General features: G+C 40.6%; 30 protein-coding genes and 1 other RNA gene. 23 read left to right on the top strand and 8 right to left on the bottom strand.

Translation table 11 applies throughout. The annotated features are described in order from the left end of the window. Nucleotides 1-10: 10 nt before the first annotated feature. The 10 genes from gap (at nucleotide 11) to ES896_RS01670 (ending at nucleotide 9,448) form a co-directional block, all read left to right on the top strand. On the top strand, nucleotides 11-1,018 hold the full coding sequence (gene gap / locus ES896_RS01715; protein ID WP_007500174.1) for a type I glyceraldehyde-3-phosphate dehydrogenase: 1,008 nt from the start codon (nucleotides 11-13) through the stop codon (nucleotides 1,016-1,018). Between the two features lie 213 nt (nucleotides 1,019-1,231). Then, nucleotides 1,232-2,416, top strand: coding sequence for a phosphoglycerate kinase (locus ES896_RS01710; protein ID WP_008347708.1), 1,185 nt, complete (start codon nucleotides 1,232-1,234; stop codon nucleotides 2,414-2,416). A gap of 30 nt (nucleotides 2,417-2,446) precedes the next feature. Beyond that, nucleotides 2,447-3,208, top strand: coding sequence for a triose-phosphate isomerase (gene tpiA / locus ES896_RS01705; protein WP_008347706.1), 762 nt, complete (start codon nucleotides 2,447-2,449; stop codon nucleotides 3,206-3,208). Further along, nucleotides 3,201-4,736, top strand: coding sequence for a 2,3-bisphosphoglycerate-independent phosphoglycerate mutase (gpmI, locus tag ES896_RS01700; RefSeq protein ID WP_008347705.1), 1,536 nt, complete (start codon nucleotides 3,201-3,203; stop codon nucleotides 4,734-4,736). Before tpiA ends, gpmI begins: the two co-directional genes overlap by 8 nt. Before the next feature lie 29 nt (nucleotides 4,737-4,765). After that, complete coding sequence (eno, locus tag ES896_RS01695) at nucleotides 4,766-6,058, top strand: phosphopyruvate hydratase (protein ID WP_003212752.1); 1,293 nt, start codon at nucleotides 4,766-4,768, stop codon at nucleotides 6,056-6,058. Between the two features lie 280 nt (nucleotides 6,059-6,338). After that, nucleotides 6,339-6,608: a hypothetical protein gene (locus ES896_RS01690; protein ID WP_008347702.1), complete on the top strand. Its 270-nt coding sequence runs from the start codon at nucleotides 6,339-6,341 to the stop codon at nucleotides 6,606-6,608. A gap of 59 nt (nucleotides 6,609-6,667) precedes the next feature. Further along, nucleotides 6,668-7,435 carry an ATP-binding cassette domain-containing protein gene (locus ES896_RS01685; protein ID WP_008347699.1) on the top strand — a complete coding sequence of 256 codons (768 nt, stop codon included), beginning with the start codon at nucleotides 6,668-6,670 and terminating at the stop codon, nucleotides 7,433-7,435. Continuing rightward, a complete protein-coding gene (locus tag ES896_RS01680) occupies nucleotides 7,407-8,804 on the top strand; it encodes a hypothetical protein (protein WP_135226277.1) in 1,398 nt (465 codons plus the stop codon). Before ES896_RS01685 ends, ES896_RS01680 begins: the two co-directional genes overlap by 29 nt. After that, a complete protein-coding gene (locus tag ES896_RS01675) occupies nucleotides 8,801-9,166 on the top strand; it encodes a hypothetical protein (RefSeq protein ID WP_135226276.1) in 366 nt (121 codons plus the stop codon). Before ES896_RS01680 ends, ES896_RS01675 begins: the two co-directional genes overlap by 4 nt. Beyond that, nucleotides 9,167-9,448 carry a hypothetical protein gene (locus ES896_RS01670; RefSeq protein ID WP_116306227.1) on the top strand — a complete coding sequence of 94 codons (282 nt, stop codon included), beginning with the start codon at nucleotides 9,167-9,169 and terminating at the stop codon, nucleotides 9,446-9,448. A gap of 21 nt (nucleotides 9,449-9,469) precedes the next feature. Here ES896_RS01670 and ES896_RS01665 read toward each other — a convergent pair whose 3' ends face one another. After that, entirely contained in the window at nucleotides 9,470-9,934 is a 465-nt protein-coding gene (locus tag ES896_RS01665; protein ID WP_035389418.1) for a GNAT family N-acetyltransferase, read from the bottom strand. A 15-nt stretch (nucleotides 9,935-9,949) separates the two neighbouring features. Continuing rightward, nucleotides 9,950-10,414, bottom strand: a complete 465-nt coding sequence (locus ES896_RS01660; RefSeq protein ID WP_135226275.1) for a hypothetical protein — start codon at nucleotides 10,412-10,414, stop codon at nucleotides 9,950-9,952. 118 nt (nucleotides 10,415-10,532) lie between these two features. Between ES896_RS01660 and ES896_RS01655 the strand changes: the two genes are divergently transcribed. Beyond that, nucleotides 10,533-11,168 (top strand): MarC family protein, encoded by a 636-nt coding sequence (locus ES896_RS01655; protein ID WP_035389414.1) that lies wholly within the window; start codon nucleotides 10,533-10,535, stop codon nucleotides 11,166-11,168. Nucleotides 11,169-11,223: 55 nt separating this feature from the next. On the opposite strand, the gene ES896_RS01650 is transcribed toward ES896_RS01655, so the two are convergent. Then, complete coding sequence (locus ES896_RS01650; RefSeq protein WP_017359221.1) at nucleotides 11,224-11,760, bottom strand: GbsR/MarR family transcriptional regulator; 537 nt, start codon at nucleotides 11,758-11,760, stop codon at nucleotides 11,224-11,226. 269 nt (nucleotides 11,761-12,029) lie between these two features. Between ES896_RS01650 and ES896_RS01645 the strand changes: the two genes are divergently transcribed. The 4 genes from ES896_RS01645 to ES896_RS01630 are packed head-to-tail and all read left to right on the top strand — an operon-like array spanning nucleotide 12,030 to nucleotide 15,487. Continuing rightward, a complete protein-coding gene (locus tag ES896_RS01645; protein ID WP_017359222.1) occupies nucleotides 12,030-13,178 on the top strand; it encodes a betaine/proline/choline family ABC transporter ATP-binding protein in 1,149 nt (382 codons plus the stop codon). Between the two features lie 13 nt (nucleotides 13,179-13,191). Further along, nucleotides 13,192-13,845 (top strand): ABC transporter permease, encoded by a 654-nt coding sequence (locus ES896_RS01640; RefSeq protein WP_008347681.1) that lies wholly within the window; start codon nucleotides 13,192-13,194, stop codon nucleotides 13,843-13,845. Nucleotides 13,846-13,858: 13 nt separating this feature from the next. Further along, nucleotides 13,859-14,776 carry an osmoprotectant ABC transporter substrate-binding protein gene (locus ES896_RS01635; RefSeq protein WP_041507780.1) on the top strand — a complete coding sequence of 306 codons (918 nt, stop codon included), beginning with the start codon at nucleotides 13,859-13,861 and terminating at the stop codon, nucleotides 14,774-14,776. A 21-nt stretch (nucleotides 14,777-14,797) separates the two neighbouring features. Next, the gene (locus ES896_RS01630) at nucleotides 14,798-15,487 is read left to right on the top strand and encodes an ABC transporter permease (RefSeq protein WP_008347676.1); all 690 of its coding nucleotides are present in this window, start codon (nucleotides 14,798-14,800) and stop codon (nucleotides 15,485-15,487) included. An 81-nt stretch (nucleotides 15,488-15,568) separates the two neighbouring features. Here the strand turns inward: ES896_RS01630 and ES896_RS01625 are convergent, their stop codons facing one another. The 3 genes from ES896_RS01625 to ES896_RS01615 all read right to left on the bottom strand — a co-directional run bounded on the left by ES896_RS01625 (nucleotide 15,569) and on the right by ES896_RS01615 (nucleotide 16,908). After that, a complete protein-coding gene (locus ES896_RS01625) occupies nucleotides 15,569-15,889 on the bottom strand; it encodes a winged helix-turn-helix transcriptional regulator (RefSeq protein ID WP_007500199.1) in 321 nt (106 codons plus the stop codon). Between the two features lie 82 nt (nucleotides 15,890-15,971). Beyond that, entirely contained in the window at nucleotides 15,972-16,373 is a 402-nt protein-coding gene (locus ES896_RS01620; protein ID WP_008347673.1) for a helix-turn-helix domain-containing protein, read from the bottom strand. Between the two features lie 130 nt (nucleotides 16,374-16,503). Continuing rightward, nucleotides 16,504-16,908, bottom strand: coding sequence for a helix-turn-helix domain-containing protein (locus ES896_RS01615; protein ID WP_007500204.1), 405 nt, complete (start codon nucleotides 16,906-16,908; stop codon nucleotides 16,504-16,506). A gap of 154 nt (nucleotides 16,909-17,062) precedes the next feature. Here ES896_RS01615 and ES896_RS01610 point away from each other — a divergent pair, with 154 nt between their 5' ends. The 7 genes from ES896_RS01610 to ssrA all read left to right on the top strand — a co-directional run bounded on the left by ES896_RS01610 (nucleotide 17,063) and on the right by ssrA (nucleotide 22,430). Further along, nucleotides 17,063-17,296 carry a helix-turn-helix domain-containing protein gene (locus ES896_RS01610; RefSeq protein WP_008347669.1) on the top strand — a complete coding sequence of 78 codons (234 nt, stop codon included), beginning with the start codon at nucleotides 17,063-17,065 and terminating at the stop codon, nucleotides 17,294-17,296. 37 nt (nucleotides 17,297-17,333) lie between these two features. Beyond that, a complete protein-coding gene (locus tag ES896_RS01605; RefSeq protein WP_008347666.1) occupies nucleotides 17,334-17,624 on the top strand; it encodes an AbrB/MazE/SpoVT family DNA-binding domain-containing protein in 291 nt (96 codons plus the stop codon). Between the two features lie 187 nt (nucleotides 17,625-17,811). Further along, nucleotides 17,812-18,045, top strand: coding sequence for a preprotein translocase subunit SecG (gene secG, locus ES896_RS01600; RefSeq protein WP_003212746.1), 234 nt, complete (start codon nucleotides 17,812-17,814; stop codon nucleotides 18,043-18,045). A 123-nt stretch (nucleotides 18,046-18,168) separates the two neighbouring features. Next, nucleotides 18,169-18,915 (top strand): alpha/beta hydrolase, encoded by a 747-nt coding sequence (locus tag ES896_RS01595; protein WP_039963774.1) that lies wholly within the window; start codon nucleotides 18,169-18,171, stop codon nucleotides 18,913-18,915. 19 nt (nucleotides 18,916-18,934) lie between these two features. Then, nucleotides 18,935-21,274 carry a ribonuclease R gene (gene rnr / locus ES896_RS01590; RefSeq protein ID WP_125589640.1) on the top strand — a complete coding sequence of 780 codons (2,340 nt, stop codon included), beginning with the start codon at nucleotides 18,935-18,937 and terminating at the stop codon, nucleotides 21,272-21,274. A gap of 139 nt (nucleotides 21,275-21,413) precedes the next feature. Next, nucleotides 21,414-21,884 (top strand): SsrA-binding protein SmpB, encoded by a 471-nt coding sequence (gene smpB / locus ES896_RS01585; protein ID WP_008347658.1) that lies wholly within the window; start codon nucleotides 21,414-21,416, stop codon nucleotides 21,882-21,884. A 182-nt stretch (nucleotides 21,885-22,066) separates the two neighbouring features. Beyond that, nucleotides 22,067-22,430: a transfer-messenger RNA gene (ssrA, locus tag ES896_RS01580) on the top strand. Nucleotides 22,431-22,540: 110 nt separating this feature from the next. Here ssrA and ES896_RS01575 read toward each other — a convergent pair. Next, complete coding sequence (locus ES896_RS01575) at nucleotides 22,541-23,377, bottom strand: hypothetical protein (RefSeq protein ID WP_017368065.1); 837 nt, start codon at nucleotides 23,375-23,377, stop codon at nucleotides 22,541-22,543. A gap of 414 nt (nucleotides 23,378-23,791) precedes the next feature. Between ES896_RS01575 and ES896_RS01570 the strand changes: the two genes are divergently transcribed. Then, on the top strand, nucleotides 23,792-24,358 hold the full coding sequence (locus ES896_RS01570; RefSeq protein WP_017368064.1) for a hypothetical protein: 567 nt from the start codon (nucleotides 23,792-23,794) through the stop codon (nucleotides 24,356-24,358). Nucleotides 24,359-24,460: 102 nt separating this feature from the next. On the opposite strand, the gene ES896_RS01565 is transcribed toward ES896_RS01570, so the two are convergent. After that, complete coding sequence (locus tag ES896_RS01565; RefSeq protein WP_017368063.1) at nucleotides 24,461-24,706, bottom strand: hypothetical protein; 246 nt, start codon at nucleotides 24,704-24,706, stop codon at nucleotides 24,461-24,463. Nucleotides 24,707-24,940: the final 234 nt, after the last annotated feature.

The following is a 24,940-nucleotide window of genomic DNA, read 5'->3' as shown; positions in this document are numbered from 1 at the left end:
AGGAAACATCATGGCAGTAAAAGTCGGTATTAACGGATTTGGACGTATTGGACGTAACGTATTTCGTGCAGCATTAAACAATCCTGAAGTTGAGGTAGTAGCGGTTAACGATCTAACAGACGCTAACATGCTTGCACACCTTTTACAATATGACTCTGTTCACGGAAAACTAGATGCAGAGGTTTCTGTAGACGGTACGAACTTAGTAGTGAACGGTAAAACAATCGAAGTATCAGCTGAGCGTGACCCTGCGAAATTAAGCTGGGGTAAACAAGGCGTAGAAATCGTTGTTGAATCTACTGGATTCTTCACTAAACGTGCAGACGCTGCTAAACACTTAGAAGCTGGCGCTAAAAAAGTCATCATCTCTGCTCCTGCTAACGAAGAAGATATTACAATCGTTATGGGTGTAAACGAAGACAAATACGATGCAGCTAGCCACGATGTCATCTCTAATGCATCTTGTACAACAAACTGCTTAGCTCCATTTGCAAAAGTACTTAACGATAAATTTGGTATCAAACGCGGTATGATGACAACTGTTCACTCATACACAAATGACCAACAAATTCTTGATCTTCCGCACAAAGACTACCGTCGTGCTCGTGCAGCTGCGGAAAACATCATCCCAACTTCTACAGGTGCTGCGAAAGCTGTTTCACTTGTATTGCCTGAACTTAAAGGTAAATTAAACGGTGGCGCTATGCGTGTTCCAACACCTAACGTTTCTTTAGTTGATCTTGTTGCTGAATTAAATCAAGATGTGACAGCTGAAGACGTAAATGCGGCACTTAAAGAAGCAGCTGAAGGAGAACTTAAAGGAATCCTTGGCTACAGCGAAGAGCCATTAGTATCTGGTGACTACAATGGTAATGCAAACTCTTCAACAATCGATGCTCTTTCTACAATGGTAATGGAAGGCAGCATGGTGAAAGTCATTTCTTGGTACGATAACGAGAGTGGATATTCTCACCGCGTTGTTGACCTTGCAGCTTACATTGCAAAACAAGGTCTTTAATTTCTCACACTGAAGGAACTCACTTGGTTCTTTCCTAGAGACACGATATAATGAAGACGGACAAGGGAAGGGGAAGCATCCCTTTCCCTTTTTCTCTGTATTTATCCGTTCTGCACGATTTCTCGTTTTGATGAGGGCAAAATGGGAAAAGGATAAAGAGAGACTTGTCCAATGCGTAAGGAAACCAGAATAAAGGAGGATCTCCTGACGAGCATGAATAAGAAATCAGTAAAAGACATTGACGTAAAAGGTAAAGTTGTGTTCTGCCGCGTAGATTTTAACGTTCCAATGAAGGACGGAAAAGTGACGGATGATACTCGTATTCGCGCAGCATTACCAACGATTGAGTATTTAACAGGACAAGGCGCAAAGGTACTACTAGCTAGTCATTTGGGTCGTCCGAAAGGTCAAGTTACTGAAGAACTGCGTCTGACACCTGTAGCAAAACGTCTGCAAGAGCTTCTTGGACAAGAAGTGAAAAAAGCAGATGAAGCTTACGGCGACAACGTGAAAAAGCAAATCTCTAACTTAAAAGAAGGAGATGTGCTAGTGCTTGAAAACGTTCGTTTCTATCCTGGTGAAGAAAAGAACGATCCTGAATTATCAAAAGCGTTTGCTGATTTAGCCGATGTGTATGTCAATGATGCGTTCGGTGCTGCACACCGTGCACATGCATCCACAGCTGGTATTGCAGCGTATCTTCCGGCTGTTTCAGGCTTCCTCATGCAAAAAGAGCTTGAGGTTCTAGGGAAAGCCATTTCAAACCCTGATCGCCCATTTACAGCGATTATAGGTGGCGCAAAAGTAAAGGATAAAATCGGTGTAATTGAAAGTCTTCTTGATAAAGTGGACAACCTGATCATCGGCGGCGGACTTGCTTATACATTTGTCAAAGCACTTGGCCACGAAGTAGGGAAATCTCTATTAGAAGAAGACAAAGTAGATTTAGCGAAATCCTTTATGGACCGTGCAAAAGAAAAAGGCGTGAACTTCCTGATTCCAACAGATGTTCTGGTAGCCGACGACTTTTCAAATGATGCGAATACAAGCATTGTGCCAATCTCTGAAATTCCAAGTGATTTAGAAGCACTTGATATTGGAACAGAGACAAGAGAGAAGTATGCTGATGTCATTAAAAACAGCAAACTTGTTGTCTGGAACGGACCAATGGGTGTATTTGAAATCGATGCATTCGCTAAAGGAACAAAAGCAATCGCAGAAGCACTGGCAGAAGCAAAAGATACATATTCTGTCATTGGTGGTGGAGATTCAGCAGCAGCTGTTGAGAAATTTGGTCTTGCCGATCAGATGAGCCATATTTCTACAGGCGGCGGCGCTTCACTTGAATTTATGGAAGGCAAAGAACTTCCAGGTGTGACTGCATTAAACGATAAATAAGACCAAAACTGCTATAAGGAAGTGTCAATCATGAGAAAACCAATTATAGCTGGGAACTGGAAGATGAACAAAACACTTGGTGAAGCTGTAAGTTTCGTTGAAGAAGTCAAATCATCTATTCCATCTCCTGACAAAGTGGAATCTATTGTCTGTGCACCAGCCCTTTTCCTTGAAAAGCTGAACAGCCTTTCTAACGGAACAGACCTTAAAATTGGTGCGCAAAACATGCACTTTGAAGAAAACGGTGCATTCACTGGTGAAATCAGCCCTGCTGCGCTTAAAGATCTTGGCATCGGATACTCAGTGATCGGTCATTCAGAGCGCCGCGAATTCTTCGCTGAAACAGATGAAACAGTGAACAAAAAAGCACATGCTGCATTCAAGCATGGCATCGTTCCAATCATCTGTGTAGGTGAAACGCTTGAAGAACGTGAAGCAGGCAAAACAAACGAACTTGTCGCTGATCAAGTGAAGAAAGCACTAGCTGGTTTAACGAAGCAGCAAGTCGCTGAATCTGTGATTGCCTATGAGCCAATCTGGGCGATCGGTACAGGTAAATCTTCTACAGCGAAAGATGCAAACGATGTTTGTGCGCACATTCGCCAAACAGTTGCAAGTGAATATGGTCAAGAAGCGGCAGACAGCCTTCGCATTCAATATGGCGGAAGCGTGAAACCTGCGAATATTAAAGAATATATGGCAGAATCCGATATTGACGGTGCTTTGGTAGGCGGCGCAAGCTTAGAACCTCAGTCTTTCGTTCAATTATTGGAGGAAGGTCAATATGAGTAAGAAACCAGCTGCATTAATCATCTTAGATGGATTCGGTTTAAGAGGCGAAACAGTCGGTAACGCTGTTGCCCAAGCAAAGAAACCGAACTTCGACCGCTACTGGAACGAATTCCCGCATCAAACCTTAACGGCTTCAGGTGAGGCAGTGGGCCTCCCAGAAGGTCAAATGGGGAACTCTGAAGTTGGGCATTTGAACATCGGTGCAGGACGCATCGTGTACCAAAGCTTAACAAGAGTGAATGTGGCCATTCGTGATGGGGAATTTGAGAAAAACGAAACGTTCCTAGATGCAATGACTTATGCAAAAGAAAATGACAAGGCGCTTCATTTATTCGGCCTCTTGTCAGACGGCGGTGTGCACAGCCACATCCAGCATCTTTTTGCCTTGCTGAAACTAGCGAAAAAAGAAGGCTTAACAAAAGTATACATTCACGGTTTCTTAGACGGACGTGATGTTGGTCAGAAGACAGCGAAAGTGTACTTAAAACAGCTTGAAGAACAAATCAAAGAAATCGGTGTCGGAGAAGTCGCAACACTTTCTGGACGCTATTACTCAATGGACCGTGACAAGCGCTGGGATCGTGTGGAGAAAGCATATCGCGCGATGGCGTATGGTGAAGGCCCAAGTTATCAAAACATCTATGATGTCGTTGATGACTCCTATGAAAATGGAATCTACGATGAGTTCGTTATTCCATCTGTCATTACGAGAGAAAATGGTGAGCCGGTTGCAAAAGTAAACGACGGCGACTCTGTGATTTTCTATAACTTCCGTCCAGACCGTGCGATTCAAATTTCAAACACATTCACAAATGAAGATTTCCGCTCGTTTGACCGCGGGGAAGCACATCCGAAGGATTTACACTTCGTCTGCTTCACACACTTCAGTGAAACGGTAGATGGCTATGTGGCTTTCAAACCAGTGAATTTGGATAACACAGTAGGAGAAGTACTTTCTCAAAATGGATTGAAGCAGCTGCGGATTGCTGAAACAGAGAAATATCCTCACGTGACGTTCTTTATGAGTGGTGGACGTGAAGAAGAATTTCCTGGAGAAGACCGCATCTTAATCAATTCACCAGATGTCGCAACCTATGACCTCAAGCCAGAAATGAGCGCTTATGAGGTAAAGGATGCACTTGTTGCAGACATCAATGCGGACAAGCATGATGCGATCATTCTGAACTTTGCTAACCCAGATATGGTGGGGCATTCAGGAATGCTTGAGCCAACAATCAAAGCCATTGAAGCAGTAGATGAGTGCTTAGGAGCTGTAGTCGACGCAATCCTAGCAAAAGGCGGACATGCCATCATCACGGCAGACCACGGTAACGCAGACGTGCTCATTACCGAAGAAGGAAAGCCGCATACTGCACATACAACGAATCCTGTGCCAGTCATCGTAACGAAAAAAGATGCGAAGCTTAGAGAAGGCGGCATTTTAGCTGATCTATCTCCAACGCTTTTAGACTTACTTGGTCTTGAAAAACCAAAAGAGATGACAGGAACATCATTGATTCAAAAATAACAAATTGATTCAAAAGGAGAGAAATAACGATGCCATACATTGTTGACGTATATGCACGCGAAGTATTAGACTCTCGCGGTAATCCAACAGTTGAAGTAGAAGTTTACACAGAATCTGGCGGCTTTGGCCGTGCACTAGTACCAAGTGGTGCTTCTACTGGTGAATATGAAGCAGTAGAACTACGTGACGGAGACAAAGACCGTTACCTTGGAAAAGGTGTTTTGACAGCTGTAAACAACGTAAACGAAATCATTGCACCAGAGCTTTTAGGCTTTGATGTCACTGAACAAGTAGCAATTGACAAAATGTTAATCGAGCTTGACGGAACTGAAAACAAAGGGAAATTAGGTGCAAACGCAATCCTTGGCGTATCTATCGCTGTAGCACGTGCGGCTGCTGATTTCTTACAAATTCCACTTTATCAATACCTTGGTGGATTCAACTCCAAAACGCTTCCAGTACCGATGATGAACATCGTCAACGGTGGAGAGCATGCGGATAACAACGTAGACATTCAAGAATTCATGATTATGCCTGTAGGTGCACCGAACTTCCGTGAAGCACTTCGCATGGGCGCTCAAATCTTCCATAGCCTGAAATCTGTATTAAGCGCAAAAGGCTTAAACACAGCTGTAGGTGACGAAGGTGGATTCGCTCCAAACCTTGGTTCTAACGAAGAAGCACTTCAAACAATCGTAGAAGCGATTGAAAAAGCTGGTTTCAAACCAGGTGAAGAAGTGAAACTTGCGATGGATGCTGCATCTTCTGAGTTCTATAACAAAGAAGACGGTAAATATCATTTATCAGGCGAAGGTGTTGTGAAAACATCTGCTGAAATGGTTGACTGGTATGAAGATATGGTATCGAAATACCCAATCATCTCAATCGAAGACGGCCTTGATGAAAACGACTGGGAAGGTCACAAACTATTAACTGAGCGTCTTGGCAGCAAGGTTCAGCTAGTAGGAGACGACTTGTTCGTAACAAATACGAAGAAGCTTTCTGAAGGAATCAAAAACGGCGTTGGTAACTCAATCCTCATCAAAGTAAACCAAATCGGTACATTAACTGAAACATTTGATGCAATCGAAATGGCGAAACGTGCAGGCTATACAGCTGTTATCTCTCACCGTTCTGGTGAAACAGAAGACAGCACAATTGCAGACATTGCAGTTGCAACTAACGCTGGACAAATCAAAACAGGTGCTCCATCTCGTACGGACCGTGTGGCGAAATACAACCAATTACTTCGCATCGAAGATCAATTGGCTGAAACAGCTCAATACCACGGCATTGCTACATTCTACAACTTGAATAAGTAATGTAAAGCAACGCGCTGCGTGCGCTCTTTTGAAAAGAGCGTATCGCAGCGCTTTTTTTATGTTGAAATAAAGACGCAAAGCTGGCTCAAGCGAATAGGCTCTGCTTCCTTTGTCATATCCTATTTTTGTAAAAAATCATCCTTCAGTCAGAGGTGAAACGATGAGCTTGACGATTTATAAGCAATAAATCATGAAAACTCTTCTAAAAATATGATCTGAATTGAACTTATGCTATTTGCATGGGGGTGGTATCATTTTACATATATTAGGGGGTGATGAGATGCTGAATCCTTTTAGCCTTCGTTTTCCAGTAGGCGTGTACATGTATGTCCTTCACCTACTGGCGGCATATGATGAAAGGAAGCAACGAATTCTAACTTCTAAGAACGTACAGAAAAATGCATTTTGGATTTATGTCCTTGCCGCTATCTTAGGCATTGTGACAGCTGCAGCTTTGATTTGGGCATGCAAAACATTTGGAAAAGGCTCGAAATTTTTAGGAGAGTTCAAGTTTTTAGGCCTGTATATTAAAATCAAATGCGGCTTCTAACAAATGGTGAGAACAGATGCGAGGTCATCTGTTCTATCTGAAATAAATGGAGGGACATGATGCTGACATTACACTTAACAGAAAAAACGTATAGCCGCACCTTTTCTCTCCGCGATATTCAGTTAAATGTAGAGAAAGGACGTATGCTTCTGCTTTTGGGGCATAATGGGGCAGGAAAAACCACGATGATTCAGTCTATGTTTGGCCTGACACCATTTACGGGTGTTGTCTCTTTAGATGGTAAACAGCTGAATTTTCAATCCTCAGCACATATCTCCTTTTTGAAAGAACATGTTTCCTATATTCCTGATGATCATGCTTTGTTTGATTATTTAACGCCGAGAGAATATTTTCATTTACTCCAGCTTCCAGACAAACGAAATGGACCTCGAGAAGAGGCCTTCGTCGATCTGTTTGAGCTGAGACCTTATATGGATCAGCCAATTGCCCAGCTGTCTCATGGCAATCAAAAGAAAACCCAAATCATTTCACAGCTCCTTAGGTCTTGTGATTATTATGTATTCGACGAGCCTACAAATGGACTTGATCCAGATATGATGATCATCTTAAAAAAGGTGCTCATGAAGCTGAGAAATCAAGGTGCAGGCATTCTCATTTCTACCCATCATTTGGGCTTTGGTGAGACATTGTATGACCACCTTATGATCTTAAGAAACGGTGATATCAAGCTGGATATGTCACGTCAAGAAACAAACAAAACATTCCCTCATCAAGCACTTGAGGATATTTATAAAGAAGTGAATCAAGATTACTATATGCAGGTGGAGAGGTTGCTCAATGACTTGGACACGACACGTTCTTCATAAAATAGAATGGGGCATGCTCACAACGAAAATCAAGCAGCTCGGCAAAAAATATCCTTTGCAGCTTCTCGCCGCAGCCGTTTTTTTATTGCTGATCTACGCCATATACGTTGTCATGAGCCTGCGTTTTTTTATGCAAGTAGGGGAGAGCGAACCAGTTGCTTTATACCTTCAATTTGTGAAAATGACCCTGCTGCTTTTGGGAGCAGGTATTGTCTTTTCCCGTCATAAAATGAAGCGTCAAGAGTATCAGTTCTTCTTTTTGAATAGTGCGATGCAAAGTGTCTCATTTGTCCTTTGTGTGTATTTCTTTCCAGTGCTGTTTTGTTTCATCATGCTTGGTCTGCTTTTTTTACCCATCCTATTAGGACTGATCATTAGCGGCGTTACACTATCTTTGTATTGGATCATTGTGGTAGGGATCACTTGCTGTGGATTGGCGCTCTATACGCTTGCTTCTTGGATGCTGATACGAATTGGTGTGAGCCATTTTATATCAAAAACAAAAGAGCATTTACTGCTGCAAACGATTGGATTTGTGACGCTCGGTGCTTTCGTGTTTCTCCTTTTTCAAAAAGCGGTTGAGATGATTCACGTATGGCCGTCTATCTATCTTGTATTTCTGATGATCTTTCTATGTGCAGGGTGGTTTTGGCTGAAAGGCTTGGCGGCTTGTTATGTCAATCGGATGTTTTTGCAGCTAAAGGTAGAGGTGAAGTCGTTTTCTTACCAAAAAATCAGATCGGATTCTTCATTTTTCACACATCTGCGGCAGGAGCTTGTTTATTTTAGCCGATCAGCTGTGTTTAAAGAACAAGGTATTTTGTTCCTGTTTCTTGTCTGTTTCACGATAGGTCTCCCATTCATCTTTACTCCGGCAGAGACTGGCTGGCTGTTTGCTTTTATTGTGCAGTTTGCCTTAAAGGAGATCCTTATTATGCTACCGCTCATGATTGGCAGGGAATATCATCTCAATCAGCGAGCCATTTTTATGTTAAATACATCAAAGGGTGCCTATTTATTATCAAGAATTTTATTTTATTACACAATGAATATATTGATTTATTTTGTCTATATCGGGCTTGCTTATTTCATGATTGGGGTTGAAAGTGAAGGGCACGGTTTGGCGAGTTTGTCCATTTTATTGATCACTGTCATGGCAGCATGTGTCGGGTTTGTCGTGAAGATTAGTGATTTTAATAAACTGTTTGTGATCGTGATGATGATTGCTGTGTTTAGTATGTTGGATATGCTTTTAGTCCAGTGGCTTTCTGCAAATACCCAGCTGCTCTCAACTGCCTATATGGCTTGTTCAGCCGCATTCTTCATCTTCATATATGCTGCCATGCTAAAGAGGCCGATTGTGCGATGATGACGCTTTTATTTTGCTTAATAGCCGTTGTGCTCATTCATGAACTCGGACATATCCTGATGGTGATGGTGTGCAACAAAATCGAAAAAAAACCCATCTTTGATTATGTGGTAATGATCGATTGGAAGCACGTGTCGATTGTCCATGAGAAATTTTCACGGCCGGGTTTTAATGTGATGGTGGCACTTGCAGGTCCTGTGTTTCCAGTGATCTGCTCGGGTGTGCTTTTCTTCATGTGGAGGCATCCATTGACGCATCCATTGCTGCTATTTTCTTTATTAAATACAGTAATGCTGCATCCAGCTTGCCCAGACGGGAAAAATATCATCGCCAGTTTAAAAGAGATGAAAGGAGAGAACTAAATGGTTAAAGTATTTCATTCGTTTTCTAGCGGCTTAACGCTTGCGATGCTTTATGTGTTTGCTGTGTTTATGACACCAGTATTTTTAATGCTGCTAGAGATTCATCATGTTGAATCAAGTCCAACTCTATTTGGTATGCCATTTTATATCATGAAAATTGAACAGTATCAATTCAGCTCAGAGGCAACGCTCTTTGGGTGCGTGGTCTGTTTTTTAGCGGGTGCCGCTCTCTACTTCTTGATTCAATATGTGATTCATGCAGTGAAAAAGAGCAGAACATAAAAAAAAGCAGGCTGAATGAAGTCAGTCTGCTTGAAGAACGAGTGACAACCGCACCATATCCATACACTGAATACCGTTCTCATAAATCGGTTCATCATAGTGCTTCAGAAAGAAATCGTGATCGATAGACGCCATGCGAAAACCGCATTTTTGATAAAGGGCGAGCTGCTGAATACTAGAGTTGCCTGTGCCAATTTCAATTGTATGAAAGCCAGCTGCCTTGGCTTCTGAAATAGCATGGCGGATCAGCTGCTTCCCAATTCCTCTACCTTGCCATGACTCTTTCACGGCGACATTCATGATTTCCACTGTCTGCTGAGACAGAGGCGTCAGAACATACACACCAATCATGTCCTGTTTATGAAAAGCAACATAACAAGAACCAGATTGTACATAGGCAATGACTTTTTCAGTTGAAGGGTCAGCTAATAGTAAAAGATCCATAGGAACAGATTGATCATGAGACAATGGCCGAATCTGTATCAAATCATTTCATCCTCTCTATTCTTTGATATACCCTTGTTTAACACCCCAATCATATTGATCCTGCACCCATTGAGAAGGAGGATGATGGGTGACATTTGGGGCTTTCTTAACAGTTGTTTTCCTAGTCGTTTGTGCTGCCTGCTTATTCGCTTGAGCCGTTGCTTTCGCTGATGCCAGTTCTTTTTGAAGCTGATCTATTTTTAACTCAAGCGCTTTACGCTGTTTGGTTTCTTTTTGATGCGCCTTCTTTTCTTTCTTCAGCTTGTTTGTGACGGTGGACAATTCCTTTTTTTGACCATCCATTTCATCTTTCATATCCGTTCCTTCTGACTTTAATTGTGTCAGCTGCTCATCATTCTTTCTCATTTCTTGCTGGTGTTTTTTCTCTGCCGCGGTGAGCGACTGCTGCTGCCACACAATCCAGCCAGTTGCACCTAGGATGATCACAGACAGGACAATGATCGTGATGTTTTTTTTCATGTTCTATTCCCCTTTCGTTAAACCTCTATTATCATCGGTTAAAACAAACCAGGTTTTAACAGAACAAGGGAATATTCGCATCAGATTAGCAGACACTATGAAAAAAGGAGGGTGTCTGTTGATTTCCTTTATGATTCATGTCATTGTGTCATTATTTGCTGTCTCAAATCCCATTGGAAACGTGCCTCTTTTCATCACTTTAACAGAAGGCTACTCAGAAAAAGAACGCGCCCAGACGGCCAAAAAAGCGATTGTTGTGTCTTTTATGATTTTGATTGCCTTTCTTTTGGCAGGCAGGCTCATTTTCAAATTGTTTGGCATTGATATCCATGCACTCCGTATCGCCGGAGGTATTTTTATTTTTGGTATCGCTTACAATTTGCTGAATGCAAAAGAATCACATGTTCAAAACCCTCATTCGGATGAAAAGGCAGAGAGCAAAGAGAAGGCCGATGTTTCGGTGACCCCGCTCGCCATTCCGATCATTGCCGGACCTGGTACAATTGCGACTGTCATGAGCTTAACGCCAGGAAGCCACCAAGTAACGCTTCATCTGCTTGCGATTCTTATTGGCATTGTGGTTGTACTTGCCATGACCTATTATGCATTTCATTATTCAAGTTTCATTATGCGAAAAATGGGGAAAACAGAGATGAATGTCGTGACACGATTAATGGGATTGATTCTAGCTGTTGTGGCAGTAGAGATGATTGGCGCAGGGATCAAAGGGATGTTCCCAATGCTAATGTCATAAGTGTATATAAAAAAGCTGTTTTTTTCTACAAAATTGTAAAATAAAACAGCTTTTTTTAAGGTTTTGGCACATGTTGAAATACTTCTTCACTTTCAAAGAACTCAATTAACCGGCTAATCCAGTCATAATAATCGAGACTTTCCTTGATTTCTGAAAGAAGAAGATTGATTTTATCTACTGTTTCTTCTGGCAGGTCATCTTGTTCAAGCAGCTCCAGCAATTCCTTGCATGTCTTCTTATGTGCCTTGCGATTTTTGCTGACAACACGTGACCAATTGGCTGCAAACAATGAAATAAAGGTTTGATATTGATCTTGCTCAACGTCATATAAATCTTTGCGTATTCCTTTTTCATAAACCTTTTCAGCAATATTCAGATCAAGCATTTCTCGAACGACTTGACTCATTCTTGTTTTGCTCATGCCGGTCGCCTCTGAGAGCTCACCGAGCGTCATTGGTTTACGGTTCATATGAATGATACCAAGCACTCTACCCACTGTGGCAGAAAGACCAAAGGCATTCATGTTCTCGGCAGCTTTTTCAATATAATGATCCTGTGCTTTTTGAATGGCGCCTAACGCTTGCTTGTCCATTCCCCGCTTCATCCCTTCACGACTGACAATTTGTAACACAATATATCATATACCTGTTTGTTCATGAAAACAATAAATATTGAGTATTTGCTCGTAAGTTGGAGAAAAAAGGAGGGATCGGTACATATCAGGCCGTTAACTGAAAATTTTAAATAAATCTTATGCAATACAAACACATCGTAAACTTTTTATTTTATAAAGTTTGCACTATAATAAATAAGGTGTAAATTTTCTGAAAATATATATCCGACTAATTGGAGGTGTCTCATTTGCTGAAACTAGAGAATGTATCTAAGACGTATAAAGGCGGAAAAAAAGCTGTCAAAAATATTGATTTAGAAATAGCAAAAGGAGAATTTATTTGTTTTATTGGACCGAGTGGCTGTGGTAAAACGACAACCATGAAGATGATTAACCGACTGATTGAACCTTCCTCAGGAAACATATTGATCGAGGGAGAAAACATTATGAAAAAAGATCCAGTCCAATTAAGAAGAGAAATTGGTTATGTGATTCAGCAAATTGGACTTTTCCCTCATATGACCATCGCACAAAACATTTCCCTTGTGCCGAAGCTGCTGAAGTGGCCGGAAGAAAAACGAAAAGAACGAGCGCGTGAATTGCTCAAACTCGTCGATATGGGGCCGGAATACTTAGAGCGTTACCCGCATGAACTCAGTGGAGGACAGCAGCAGCGTATCGGCGTTCTTCGCGCACTCGCAGCAGAACCCCCTTTAATCCTGATGGATGAACCATTTGGAGCACTTGACCCGATCACAAGAGATTCATTGCAGGAAGAATTTAAGAAACTGCAAAAAACGTTAAATAAAACAATCGTATTCGTCACACATGACATGGATGAAGCGATCAAACTTGCAGACCGCATTGTCATTTTAAAAGATGGAGAGATTGTCCAAGTGGGCACACCAGATGACATTTTACGTAACCCTGTGAACGAATTCGTAGAAGAATTCATCGGGAAAGAACGTCTACTTCAGTCAAACCCGAATATGGAACGTGTGGAACAAATGATGAACACGTCTCCAGTCACAATTACCGTCGAAAAAACATTGACAGATGCCATCTTTATTATGAGAGAAAAGCGGGTTGATTCCCTGCTTGTCGTTGATGAAAATCATGTGCTGAAAGGCTATATCGATATTGAAACCATCGATGCAAACCGCAGAAAAGCAGCCTTCGTTGGCGATATTTTAAATACAGAATTTTATACAGTACAAGAAGGTGCGCTTCTTAGAGATACTGTCCGAAAGATCTTAATACGCGGCATTAAATATGTACCGGTTGTCGATGCAAAAGGGCACTTAAAAGGTATCGTCACACGTGCAAGTCTTGTAGATGTCGTATATGACTCTATTTGGGGAGAAGATACCCCGGAGGCTGTCACTGAAATGAACTAAGGGAGGTGTACACATGGATCAAATCATCGATTTTCTTGAGAAAAATGGTGGGGAACTCCTCACAAAAATGTGGGAGCATTTATACATTTCTTTAATTGCCGTTGTGTTAGGCATTATCGTGGCCGTTCCTTTAGGCGTCATTCTTACACGAATGAAAAGAGGCGCCGGTTTTGTCATCGGCGTCGTGAATATCTTTCAAACACTCCCTAGTTTAGCGATTCTTGCATTTTTTATTCCTATTTTGGGAGTTGGAAAAATACCTGCGATCGTTGCGCTATTTTTCTATTCCGTTTTGCCTATTTTAAGAAATACGTATGCCGGTGTTCAAGGTGTGAACAAAAACTTGCTTGAATCTGGTAAAGGGATTGGCATGACGACATGGGAACAAATTCGTCTTGTGGAACTGCCGCTTGCTGTTCCGGTCATTATGGCAGGGGTCAGAACCTCAACGATTTATTTAATTGGATGGACAACACTTGCTGCTTTTATCGGTGGAGGCGGTCTTGGTGACTACATTTTAATTGGGCTTCAGCTTTACCAGCCGGAATACATTATTGCGGGTGCGATCCCTGTCACTATTTTAGCCGTCATCATTGACCTTACATTGATGAAGCTTGAGAAAAAAGTAACACCAGAAGGCTTAAAAGGATTGAAGGAAGTTTCATAAGGAGTTGGCTCATGTGAAGAATCGAAAAACAAAATGGATCAGTGCACTGCTTGCCGGATGCTTGCTATTCATAAGTGGCTGTTCACTTCCTGGACTAGCCGGCTCTTCAGGGAGCACGCTGCGAATCGGTGCACAAAACTTTACAGAATCAGAAATTATGGCCTATATGGTGGGAGACATCATTGAGCATTACACAGATAAAAAGACAACCATTGTGAAGAATTTAGGCTCAAATACGGTGCAGCAGAAAGCAATGGAAAACGGGGATGTCGACATTTCGGCAACACGATATACAGGCACGGATTTAACAAGTACGCTAGGAATGGATGCAGAAAAAGATCCAAAGCGTGCAATGGAAATCGTCCAGAAAGAATTCAAAAAGCGCTATGATTATAAATGGTTTGATTCCTATGGGTTTGATAATACGTATGCCTTTGCTGTGACGCAGAAGATGGCAAAGGAAAACAACCTAGAAACAGTCTCTGATTTAAAAAAGAATGCCAAAAATTATCGCTTCGGTGTGGATAATATTTGGCTGAAAAAGAAAGGTGACGGTTACGAAGGGTTTGTGAAAACATACGGAATTGAATTTGGAAGCACTTTTCCGATGCAGATCGGTCTAGTCTATGACGCATTGAAAAATGAAAAAATGGATATTGTGCTTGCCTATTCAACAGATGGCCGGATCAAAGCGTATAATCTCAAAATCTTAAAAGATGATAAACGATTCTTCCCACCATACGATGCATCACCAGTTGTCCCTGAGAAGGTATTAAAAGATAATCCAGGACTGGACAAGGTGATCAATAGGTTGATTGGAAAAATCGATACCGAACAAATGCAAGAGCTCAATTATCAAGTCGATGGAGAACTAAAAGAACCAGCGACTGTTGCGAGAGATTTTTTAAAGAAACACAATTACTTTGAGTAAGATTGGGAGGTGTCAGAGCTGATGGACACACTGCAGCAATTATGGGCGTATTATCAACAGAACGGTTCATATGTGTTAGAAGAATTTTACCGGCATTTCCTCATGTCAGCGTATGGGGTATTATTTGCGGCAATTGTCGGAATACCAGTCGGCATCTTTGTGGCGCATTACCGCAAACTGAGCAATTGGGTGTTCGCAATAACCAATGTCATTCAAACCATTCCAGCGTTAGCGATGCTTTCTGTGTTGATGCTTGTATTAGGACTTGGCGCAAATACAGTCATCTTATCACTCTTTTTGTATTCGCTTCTGCCGATTATCCGTAACACGTACACAGGTATTGTCAGCATTGAGCATGCCTATTTAGAATCGGGGAAAGCGATGGGTATGACGAAATGGCAAGTGCTGAGAATGGTTGAATTACCGCTTGCTTTATCTGTCATTATGGCTGGTTTAAGAACCGCACTTGTGATCGCAATCGGTATTACAGCGATTGGGACATTTGTTGGTGCTGGAGGACTTGGTGATATCATCATCAGAGGATCAAACGCGACAAACGGAACAGCCATTATTTTAGCAGGTGCTATTCCAACTGCGCTCATGGCCATTATTGCCGACCTTGTCATGGGCTGGCTTGAACGCTATTTAAGCCCAACCAACAAGAAAAAAGAAAGCAAGGCGTTAGCTGAAAAAAACATGACATCCGCATAAATGCTTGAAAAGACAAAACCTCCTCTACATCTGTAGGGGAGGTTTTTTTATTATGATTAGGCGGCTCACATCAGGAGACATTTATGATTCAAGTGTGATCCATTCAGAGGACCACTTCGCAATTTCCTCAAAAACGGGTGCAAGTGAACGCCCCATATCAGTTAATGAATACTCAATACGCACGGGTGTTTCAGCAAAAACCTCCCGTTTTACAATGCCTGCTGCTTCCAGCTCTTTTAATCTCTCAGATAAAACCCTTCCGCTTAAATTGGTCAGAGCTGCTTCGATTTCACTAAAGCGCTGTGAACCTGAGAGAAGCTGAAAAACAATCAGTGCCACCCAGCGTTTACTTAATAACTCAACTGCTTTTTCAAACCGCGGGCACATATCAGATTGATTCATCTTTCTTCACTCCAATCTGAACCCATTATACCGTAATTCTGTCAAAAATCGGCGCAAAAAGCTTGTCAATGATCAAAACATTTTACGATGACGAACGGCTGTTTAGTAGAAATAATAAATAGCGGTTTAAATCCTCTATTTCATGTTTAGAAAGGGTGGACCATATGTCCCCATTAAATATTTCAAGATCATCAAGTTCATATTGCTCTGCTGCTTCTTTTATTTGGGTAAAAGCCGTTTCTTCTTCCTTTATGACATAGGCAGAAGAAGCTTCTTCAATATACCCTGCAGCCTGCATCATGTCCTCATAAGGTACTTTTAATGCACCTGCTAGTTTTTTAATTGTAGGAGGTTTCGGAATGCCGCGTTTCCCGTTTTCAATCCGAGAAATACCAGCAGCGCTGACCTCTGAATACATCGCTAATTGGTTCACCGATAGTTTCCTTTTCTCACGTAATGCTCTTAAATATGCACCGAAGTTCATCAACTCAAAACCTCACATGGTTAAAGATTAGTTATCTCTAGTGTACTCGATTTGTTGACTATTGGCAATAAGTGCACCATGAAAATATTGACATTAGTTAATAGTGGATGTATCTTATGTTTATGCCCCGCTATTTGTTCGCCTTTTTTTGGTTAATGAGCGTGAGAAAGTATTGATTCAGCTGGCTGATGTCTTGTGCGGTGAGTGTTTCCCATTGGTCTCCATCGAAAATAGGGAGATGTTCTACATCCTTTTGAAGCGCCGTTTGATAGATTTTTAATATGGATTCATATTTCGGTTTCATTTCATGCACTTTTTCCTGTTCAATATAACCGGCAAGCAGCATTAAATCCTCATAAGGCACCTTCAAAGCGCGTGCTAATTTTTTTATGGTTAAAGGCTTTGGCACACCACGCTTTCCATTCTCAATCCGAGAAATACCGGCAGCGCTTACGCCTGAATACATGGCGAGTTGATTGACAGACATCTTTCTATTCTCTCTTAAAATGCGTAATTGTTCACCAAAGTGATTCATGTCATCGAACCTCACATTTCAGTATATGACTTATTTTAGTATGATCATTGACCAAAGGAAATAGAAAGGGCGTAAAAGTGTTGACATAAGTTAATGAATCCGGGAGATATGAGAGTCCTACATGTTGTACATATTGATCCTATAGGAGGTTGTAATGATGGTCGAAAAGATTCAGATCAGGCGGGCGTTTGTGATGCAGTATATGATCGAAAACGATATGTCTTTAAATCAGCTCGCAGATGAAATTGGCATCTCTCCTGCCACACTCAGCAGGGTATTGAATGGTCACCGGAAGCCAGGACAGCTTGTCATTGGCAAAATGATTCATTACTTTGATAAAAAATTTGAAGATTTATTTTACTATGAAGATGTTGACAAAAGTCAATAAATGAAATCATCGTATGATCATTAAGGAGGCGGCTTCATTGAAAAGAACTGGAATGGTAAGACACATTGATTCGCTTGGCAGAATTGTTCTGCCTTCAGAAATGCGAAAGGTACTCAATATAAAAGAAGAGCAGCTGTTAGAAATTTTCATCGAAGATCAAACCATTATGCTGAAAAAATATGATGCAGATAAGAGCTGCTTATTAACTGGTCAAATAACGAAATACAACAAAAGCTATGGAAATGGTAACGTCGTGCTGAGTCCTGAAGGAGCTGAAAGGCTGTTAGTAGAATTAAAACAGCTCTTAAAAGAAGAAGCAACTCGCTAAAAACGCTTTTTAACCTCAAAAATTGCATATAAAAAATGCTGCATACAATCCATTGGAGCGAAATTGAATCAAAATGATAAATAAAGTCGACAATATATAGGAAATCTTTATTTTGATGTTTCGTGACATGCACCTTGTTTTCATGTAAAATAAAGTTATGTGTACCAGTTTGTCTGGAGGTGTTTTCATGCACGCATTTGTTATCACATTACTCGTAATTGTCAGTATCGCACTTATCATCGTTGTATTATTACAATCAAGTAAAAGTGCAGGACTGTCAGGCGCTATTTCAGGTGGAGCTGAGCAGCTTTTCGGTAAGCAAAAAGCGAGAGGTCTTGACTTGATTCTTCACCGATTAACTGTCATTTTGTCAGTGCTTTTCTTCATCTTAACACTTGCATTGGCATATTTAGGCGTGTAGGCGCGAGTAACAGAAGGTCTGATCTTTTTTCAGACCTTTTTTTATTATCAGCACTCTTTTGTGTTTGTTTCATACATACAAGTGGAAAATATAAACCATATCAGAAGGAAAGGAAGTCACATCATGAAAGTTGTTACACCAAAACCATTTACGTTTAAAGGTGGAGAAAAGGCGGTGCTTCTTCTTCACGGTTTTACTGGGAATACAGCCGATGTTCGCATGCTTGGGCGTTATTTGAATGAAAGAGGCTATACATGCCATGCACCTCAATACAAAGGACACGGTGTACCGCCAGAGGAGCTTGTTCATACAGGTCCTACAGATTGGTGGAAAGATGTAGAAGAAGGCTATCAATTTTTAAAAGACGAAGGTTATGAGGAAATTGCGGTCTGCGGACTATCCCTCGGAGGAGTTTTTTCATTGAAATTAGGTTACACTGTACCTGTAAAGGGAATTGTACCTATGTGTGCACCTATGTACATAAAAAGTGAGGAAGTCATGTATCAGGGTGTACTAGATTATGCCCGTAACTATAAAAAATTCGAGGGTAAGTCTGAGGATCAAATTGAGCAAGAGATGGAAGAGTTCAAAAAAACACCAATGGGCACGCTCAAAGGCCTGCAAGAACTCATTGCAGATGTCAGAAACAATGTTGACATGATTTATTCACCTACTTTTGTTGTTCAGGCACGTCATGATCATATGATTAATACAGACAGTGCAAACATTATTTATAACGAAGTAGAGACAGATGAAAAACATTTAAAGTGGTATGAAGAATCGGGCCATGTTATCACGCTTGATAAAGAGCGAGAGAAGGTTCATCAGGATGTATATGCATTCTTAGAATCACTCGATTGGTCAATTTAAATATATAGGGGGTTAGAGTGTGCAAAAAGAAGAATTTATGGATGAATTACTTGCGTTTATGCAAGAAGAGGCGTACAAACCATTAACGGTACAGGAATTAGAAGTCATGATGGAAATTACCAATCCAGATGATTATAAAGAGCTCGTCAAAGCACTTGTGATATTAGAGGATCAGGGACTTATCGTCCGTACCCGCAGCGACCGCTATGGTGTACCGGAAAAAATGAACTTGGTCAAAGGGAAGCTGTCTGCTCATGCAAAAGGATTTGCATTTGTGACACCAGAAGAGTTTGGACAGGATGATATTTTCATTCCGCCAAATGAGCTAGGCACAGCAATGAATGGCGACACCGTCATGGTTCGTGTCAGCCACAAATCAAATGGCACCAAAAAAGAAGGAACGGTCATCCGTATTCTGGAGCGTAATACTCAGACGGTTGTCGGTACCTATACAGAAACGAAAAGTTTTGGTTTTGTCATCCCTGATGATAAAAAAATCACAAACGATATCTTTATTCCAAAATCCGCTAAAAACGGAGCGGTTGAAGGTCATAAAGTCGTTGTCACGCTGACAAGCTATCCAGAAGGAAGAATGAGCGCAGAGGGTGAAGTGACGGAAATCCTTGGTCACAAAAATGACCCTGGCATCGATATTTTGTCGATTATTCATAAACACGGTCTACCAGGTGAGTTTCCGGAAGAAGCGCTCCAGCAGGCAGCAGACACACCTGAAACGATCGATGAAAAGGACCTTGAAGGTAGACGTGATCTGCGCAATGAAACGATCGTGACGATTGACGGTGCAGATGCAAAGGACTTGGACGATGCGGTTACTGTGCAAAAGTTGGATGATGGTAAATACAAACTGGGTGTGCATATTGCGGATGTCTCTCACTATGTAACGGAAAACTCTCCGATTGATCAGGAAGCCTATGAGCGCGGAACGAGTGTGTATCTTGTCGACCGCGTCATTCCAATGATTCCTCATCGCCTGTCAAATGGCATTTGCTCATTGAATCCGAAGGTAGATCGTCTCACACTCTCTTGTGAAATGATCATTGATCGAAGTGGGAAAGTCGTCAAACACGAAATTTTCCAAAGTGTGATCAAGACGACGGAAAGAATGACCTATTCCGATGTGAATAAGATTTTAGTTGACCAAGATGAAGAGCTTTTAGACAAATACGAGCCGTTAGTACCAATGTTCCAAGAGATGGAGAAGCTTGCAGAAATTCTGCGTGACAAGCGAATGGAGCGTGGAGCAGTCGACTTTGACTTCAAGGAAGCAAAAGTGCTTGTAGATGATGAAGGCGCAGCGAAAGACGTAGTTATTCGTGAGCGTTCTGTTGCCGAAAAATTAATTGAAGAATTCATGCTGGTGGCAAACGAAACAGTTGCCGAGCATTTCCACTGGATGAATGTTCCGTTCATTTACCGAATTCACGAAGAACCAAATCCTGAGAAACTTCAGCGCTTTTTAGAGTTCGTGACGACGTTTGGTTACATTGTGAAAGGGACGTCAACGAACATTCACCCGCGCGCACTTCAAAGTGTACTTGATGCCGTCCGTGATCAGCCGGAAGAAGTTGTGATTCAAACTGTGATGCTTCGCTCAATGAAACAGGCGAAGTATGATCCAGAAAGCATTGGACATTTTGGATTATCTACCGAATTTTATACACACTTCACATCGCCAATCCGCCGTTACCCTGACTTAATCGTGCATAGGCTGATCAGAACCTATTTAATAGAGAAAAAGACAGACGAAGCGACCCTTGAAAAGTGGGGTCAACTGCTGCCAGAAATCGCAGATCATGCATCTACAATGGAGCGCCGCTCTGTTGATGCTGAGCGCGAAACAGATGACCTGAAAAAGGCAGAGTTTATGCTTGATAAAATCGGTGAAGAGTTTGATGGAATGATTAGTTCTGTCACGAATTTCGGACTATTCGTTGAACTGCCGAATACGATAGAAGGTCTTGTCCATGTGAGCTACATGACTGACGACTACTATCGTTTTGATGAACAGCACTTTGCCATGATTGGTGAACGTACAGGGAATGTCTACCGTATCGGTGACGAAATTACTGTCAAAGTGGTGAGTGTGAATAAAGATGAGCATTCCATTGATTTTGAAATCGTCGGGATGAAAGGCACTCGCCGTAAATCACCAAAAGACTTCAAGTTCAAAAAACGGACAGATCCACCAGCCAAAAAAGGACGCGGAGGTCAAAAGGCCTCTGCGGAAAAAGGCAAAGAGGATAAAGGCGGCGACTGGTTTACAGGTCGTAAAAAGAAGAAAAAGAAAAAACGCGTATTTGATAACGCACCGAAACAAAAGCGCAAAAAGAAAAAGTAACGTGACAAAAAGCAAATAGGGCATCACGCTCTATTTGCTTTTTGACCACGTGGCAGCAGCATTGTCGAAAGCTGGATTGTTTGATAAAATAATCCGTACGATTTGGACCGTGTCTGTGTCAAAAGGAGGGTGTACGCCAATGCCAAAGGGAGAGGGAAAGGTTGTTTCCCAAAACAAAAAAGCCAACCATGATTATTTTATAGAAGAAACATACGAAGCCGGCCTTGTATTACAAGGAACTGAAATCAAATCCATTCGAGCAGGAAAAGTGAATTTAAAAGATTCCTTTGCCAAAATCGAACGAGGAGAAGTGTTTCTTCACAATATGCACGTGAGCCCATACGAGCAGGGGAACCGTTATAACCATGATCCGCTCAGAACGAGAAAGCTGCTGCTCCACCGCAAACAAATCAGTAAATTGATTGGTGCGACAAAGGAAGAGGGCTACTCACTTGTTCCCATTAAACTCTATTTGAAAAATGGCTTTGCCAAAGTGCTAATTGGAGTCGGTAAAGGGAAGAAGAAATATGATAAACGTGAAGATCTGAAGAAAAAAGATGCGAAACGTGAAATCGAGCGAGCTTTCCGTGACCGGCAAAAGCAATTCTAGACGCATGCAGATGGCTTGCTGAGAGCGGAAGCATTATGCTACAATATGTTATGCAGTAAACAATCACCGTCGTTTTTTTTACAGAAACCACCAGTTGTTTCGAGCGATGAGATTGTTATAATAGTCATATACGGAAGCAGTTAAGCGAAAGAACGTTTCCATCCCGTATATCCCTTTTACAAGGGGACGTTACGGATTCGACAGGGATGGTTCGAGCTTAGGCTGCGAGCCGAGAGGCGATCTCGTTAACACGCACCTAAATGTAACTGGCAAAACTAAAAGTTTTAACCAAAACTTAGCACTAGCTGCCTAATAAGCGCAGCGAGCTCTTCCTGACATCGCCTATGTGTCTGTGAGGAGCCCAATGAAGTAGGCTACGCTTACGTTTTCGTCTGAGGACGTAAGAAGAGATCCATCAGACTAGCTCTCCAAGCGCCCGTCAGCAGGCATGAGGATGAGTGAACACGTAAATATGTTGACTACGCTCGTAGACGCTTAAGTAATCGATGTCTCTGGACGTGGGTTCGACTCCCACCGTCTCCATATGATTTTAAAAAAGTGTCAAAACCCATGTTAGATAAGGGTTTTGACACTTTTTAAATACGTGAAATTTTATAGTTGCAATGAACTTTTGCTATATGTTGCTGTTACAAATATTATAGGAATTCATAATTTAGTTTCAGTTGTTTATATATAAGTGAACTTCGTTCAAGAATAGCTTGATTAACAAAAGTTAAAAATTCACTCAGATTATTTTCATCTTTGGTACTAACTGTTTCTTTAAAGTGATTGCGCCAAAATTCTTTTGGTTCACTGGTTAAATCTTTTGGGTTTTCTAAAAAGCTCTGCAAAAAATTCTTCTCCACAAAATTAGGCCAAGTTTTAAAACTTAAAATCCACTTAGCGGATTCAATAATATATTTTTTATACTTAAAAGTGTTATTGTTCATTGTGTTTTCTAAAAAAATCTCAATAGAATCATTACTATTCATAAAATCATTTAAAATGACTTTAATATGGTTCAAAGTTAGATCCCAATAATCATAGGTAGATTTATAACGTTTGCTATTAAAAGGAGAAAACCAATTTTTATTATTTTTGATGGCGTATACAGGTATAAAATTACCTACTGTGTGTGTTAATTTTGCATAATCTTTAAATATAGGATTAGATAAATCATATGTCTCCTTATAAAAGGCTTTGTAAGGAGTTACAAATGAATTCATTGTTTCTCCATTTGCCTCAACAAAATCTGTTTGTTTAGTATTCCAGAATTCAAATTGATTTCCCCATAAGCGTTTGTATATTTCGAGGGTCAAAGGTAATCTATCACAATCAGATTGGGAACCATAAATATTACCTTTATATAGAATAATATTTGCAATAGGGTTTTTTTCATCATATATTAAATTTCTTAAATCAAAAACCTCTCTTTTGAAATCATAATTTATAAATTCTTCTTCTGAAAGTTCTATTAATTCATCAAAAGTCATTCGTAAGTTCTCCTTTATTTATTAGAAGATTATCTAACTTCATTTTATAACCTCTTTATTATACTTTAATATACTTCATCTAATTCATTTCACACTTAAAATTCAAAAATTAAGAAGCGATTCGGCAATGTAGCTTGTTTCTAAACTTTCAGAAGCCGTCGTATCTAGTGTCTGGAAGATAGATGCTTAGGTTGTTTCTTATAGAATTTTTTATTAGAAAGTTAGGGAGAATACCTAAATATACCTATTTTTTAACCGATGATAATTTGTAGGGAAATATCACCAGATAATGACAGGGGGACAATTTAGTTAAAAGAAAAAAGTTCGAATAGACCCTACAAAGCATATGATGAAACTGCTAAAGTAGTTGACGAATTAGAAAAAGTCTCAAAGGATAAGGAGTAATTCATAAAAATGAAAACAAACAAAAAGACAATCATTTCAGTATTTCTTTTAGTATTTACATTGATGATGGGTACAGCATGCGGTAAAAATGAATCAGCAAACGGTTCATCAAACAAAGCAGCAGCAAAACAAGAAAAAATAGAAAAAATGACTGATAGCGAATATGCATCATGGTATAAGGGATATCTAAAACGGTTTGAAGAAAGAATTATGTCTTTTGTTTTATCGTTGGTTCCTTTAGACGAGGTTTACGATAAAGAATGGGCTAGTGATGTTGAGACAAAGATTGATAGCATGAGAGAATTACTCAGCGAAGCCAAAGACAAAGAAGTTAAAGTTCCTGATACGTATAAAAAAGTAAACGAGTACTTGGTGAAAGCGGATGACAAATTTGAATCACTTTTCAAAGATATCTTAAAAGTAATCAAGCGAGATAAAGTCAGTGATGATGATTTAAGTTTCATGAATTCTAGAATGAAAAAAGCTTTAGAAGAAGTGGATAATGCTAAAAAAGAGATGAGTAAAATGAAAGACAATAAATCAAATGAAAAACAAAAAGATAAATCAAATTCATAATTAAGTAAAGAAAAAGACGTCTGCTTTACAAAGCTCAGTGGGTCTTAAGAATAACGAGTTTAGTTCACAACATAAGAAGGATGCTACATACTGTCATCCTTCTTACTTTTCATGTAAGTTCCTCGAGGAAAACCGGACCAACCGAACAAACAAAGGGCAAACCACAATCACCGCCATCATCATCAAAAGCCCATCAGGCATAATCTCCACAAATGTTGTCTGAATCACATAAACTGCAATCAGCAGCAAATAACTCATTAAAAATAACAGCCCAGATCGTTTCTTTTGAAATGGCTTCTCTAAAAGAATCAGCATAAACAAACCTGCCATGATGATCAAAAAAGTCATCTCCTTTCAAGCCTCCTTTTCATTCATCTCCACATTGTACAGATATTTCACTTGCTACAATATGCTTTATCCTTAAATTAAGTAAAAAGTAATGAACAGATGAGGCACCACGACTAGTAAAATGACGAACGCTTTCCAAAAAACCGCCAACCAATTCAAAATCACATCTTCCCATTTGAGACGTCCTCATATATAGTAAGATTAGACTAGTTCTAAATAACTGAAATTGGGGCG

The organism is Bacillus sp. 005/A4HT-01/001, assembly GCF_004634445.1.
GTDB lineage: Bacteria > Bacillota > Bacilli > Bacillales > Bacillaceae > Bacillus > Bacillus altitudinis.
This window is presented reverse-complemented; position numbering and strand designations above follow the sequence as displayed.

Coding starts and splice junctions, on each gene's coding strand:
- gap (WP_007500174.1), top strand. CDS start 11: ATGGCAGTAAAAGTCGGTATTAACGGATTTGGACGTATTGGACGTAAC.
- ES896_RS01710 (WP_008347708.1), top strand. CDS start 1,232: ATGAATAAGAAATCAGTAAAAGACATTGACGTAAAAGGTAAAGTTGTG.
- tpiA (WP_008347706.1), top strand. CDS start 2,447: ATGAGAAAACCAATTATAGCTGGGAACTGGAAGATGAACAAAACACTT.
- gpmI (WP_008347705.1), top strand. CDS start 3,201: ATGAGTAAGAAACCAGCTGCATTAATCATCTTAGATGGATTCGGTTTA.
- eno (WP_003212752.1), top strand. CDS start 4,766: ATGCCATACATTGTTGACGTATATGCACGCGAAGTATTAGACTCTCGC.
- ES896_RS01690 (WP_008347702.1), top strand. CDS start 6,339: ATGCTGAATCCTTTTAGCCTTCGTTTTCCAGTAGGCGTGTACATGTAT.
- ES896_RS01685 (WP_008347699.1), top strand. CDS start 6,668: ATGCTGACATTACACTTAACAGAAAAAACGTATAGCCGCACCTTTTCT.
- ES896_RS01680 (WP_135226277.1), top strand. CDS start 7,407: ATGACTTGGACACGACACGTTCTTCATAAAATAGAATGGGGCATGCTC.
- ES896_RS01675 (WP_135226276.1), top strand. CDS start 8,801: ATGATGACGCTTTTATTTTGCTTAATAGCCGTTGTGCTCATTCATGAA.
- ES896_RS01670 (WP_116306227.1), top strand. CDS start 9,167: ATGGTTAAAGTATTTCATTCGTTTTCTAGCGGCTTAACGCTTGCGATG.
- ES896_RS01660 (WP_135226275.1), bottom strand. CDS start 10,414: ATGAAAAAAAACATCACGATCATTGTCCTGTCTGTGATCATCCTAGGT.
- ES896_RS01650 (WP_017359221.1), bottom strand. CDS start 11,760: ATGGACAAGCAAGCGTTAGGCGCCATTCAAAAAGCACAGGATCATTAT.
- ES896_RS01640 (WP_008347681.1), top strand. CDS start 13,192: ATGGATCAAATCATCGATTTTCTTGAGAAAAATGGTGGGGAACTCCTC.
- ES896_RS01630 (WP_008347676.1), top strand. CDS start 14,798: ATGGACACACTGCAGCAATTATGGGCGTATTATCAACAGAACGGTTCA.
- ES896_RS01625 (WP_007500199.1), bottom strand. CDS start 15,889: ATGAATCAATCTGATATGTGCCCGCGGTTTGAAAAAGCAGTTGAGTTA.
- ES896_RS01620 (WP_008347673.1), bottom strand. CDS start 16,373: ATGAACTTCGGTGCATATTTAAGAGCATTACGTGAGAAAAGGAAACTA.
- ES896_RS01615 (WP_007500204.1), bottom strand. CDS start 16,908: ATGAATCACTTTGGTGAACAATTACGCATTTTAAGAGAGAATAGAAAG.
- ES896_RS01610 (WP_008347669.1), top strand. CDS start 17,063: ATGATGGTCGAAAAGATTCAGATCAGGCGGGCGTTTGTGATGCAGTAT.
- secG (WP_003212746.1), top strand. CDS start 17,812: ATGCACGCATTTGTTATCACATTACTCGTAATTGTCAGTATCGCACTT.
- ES896_RS01595 (WP_039963774.1), top strand. CDS start 18,169: ATGAAAGTTGTTACACCAAAACCATTTACGTTTAAAGGTGGAGAAAAG.
- smpB (WP_008347658.1), top strand. CDS start 21,414: ATGCCAAAGGGAGAGGGAAAGGTTGTTTCCCAAAACAAAAAAGCCAAC.
- ES896_RS01575 (WP_017368065.1), bottom strand. CDS start 23,377: ATGACTTTTGATGAATTAATAGAACTTTCAGAAGAAGAATTTATAAAT.
- ES896_RS01570 (WP_017368064.1), top strand. CDS start 23,792: ATGAAAACAAACAAAAAGACAATCATTTCAGTATTTCTTTTAGTATTT.
- ES896_RS01565 (WP_017368063.1), bottom strand. CDS start 24,706: ATGACTTTTTTGATCATCATGGCAGGTTTGTTTATGCTGATTCTTTTA.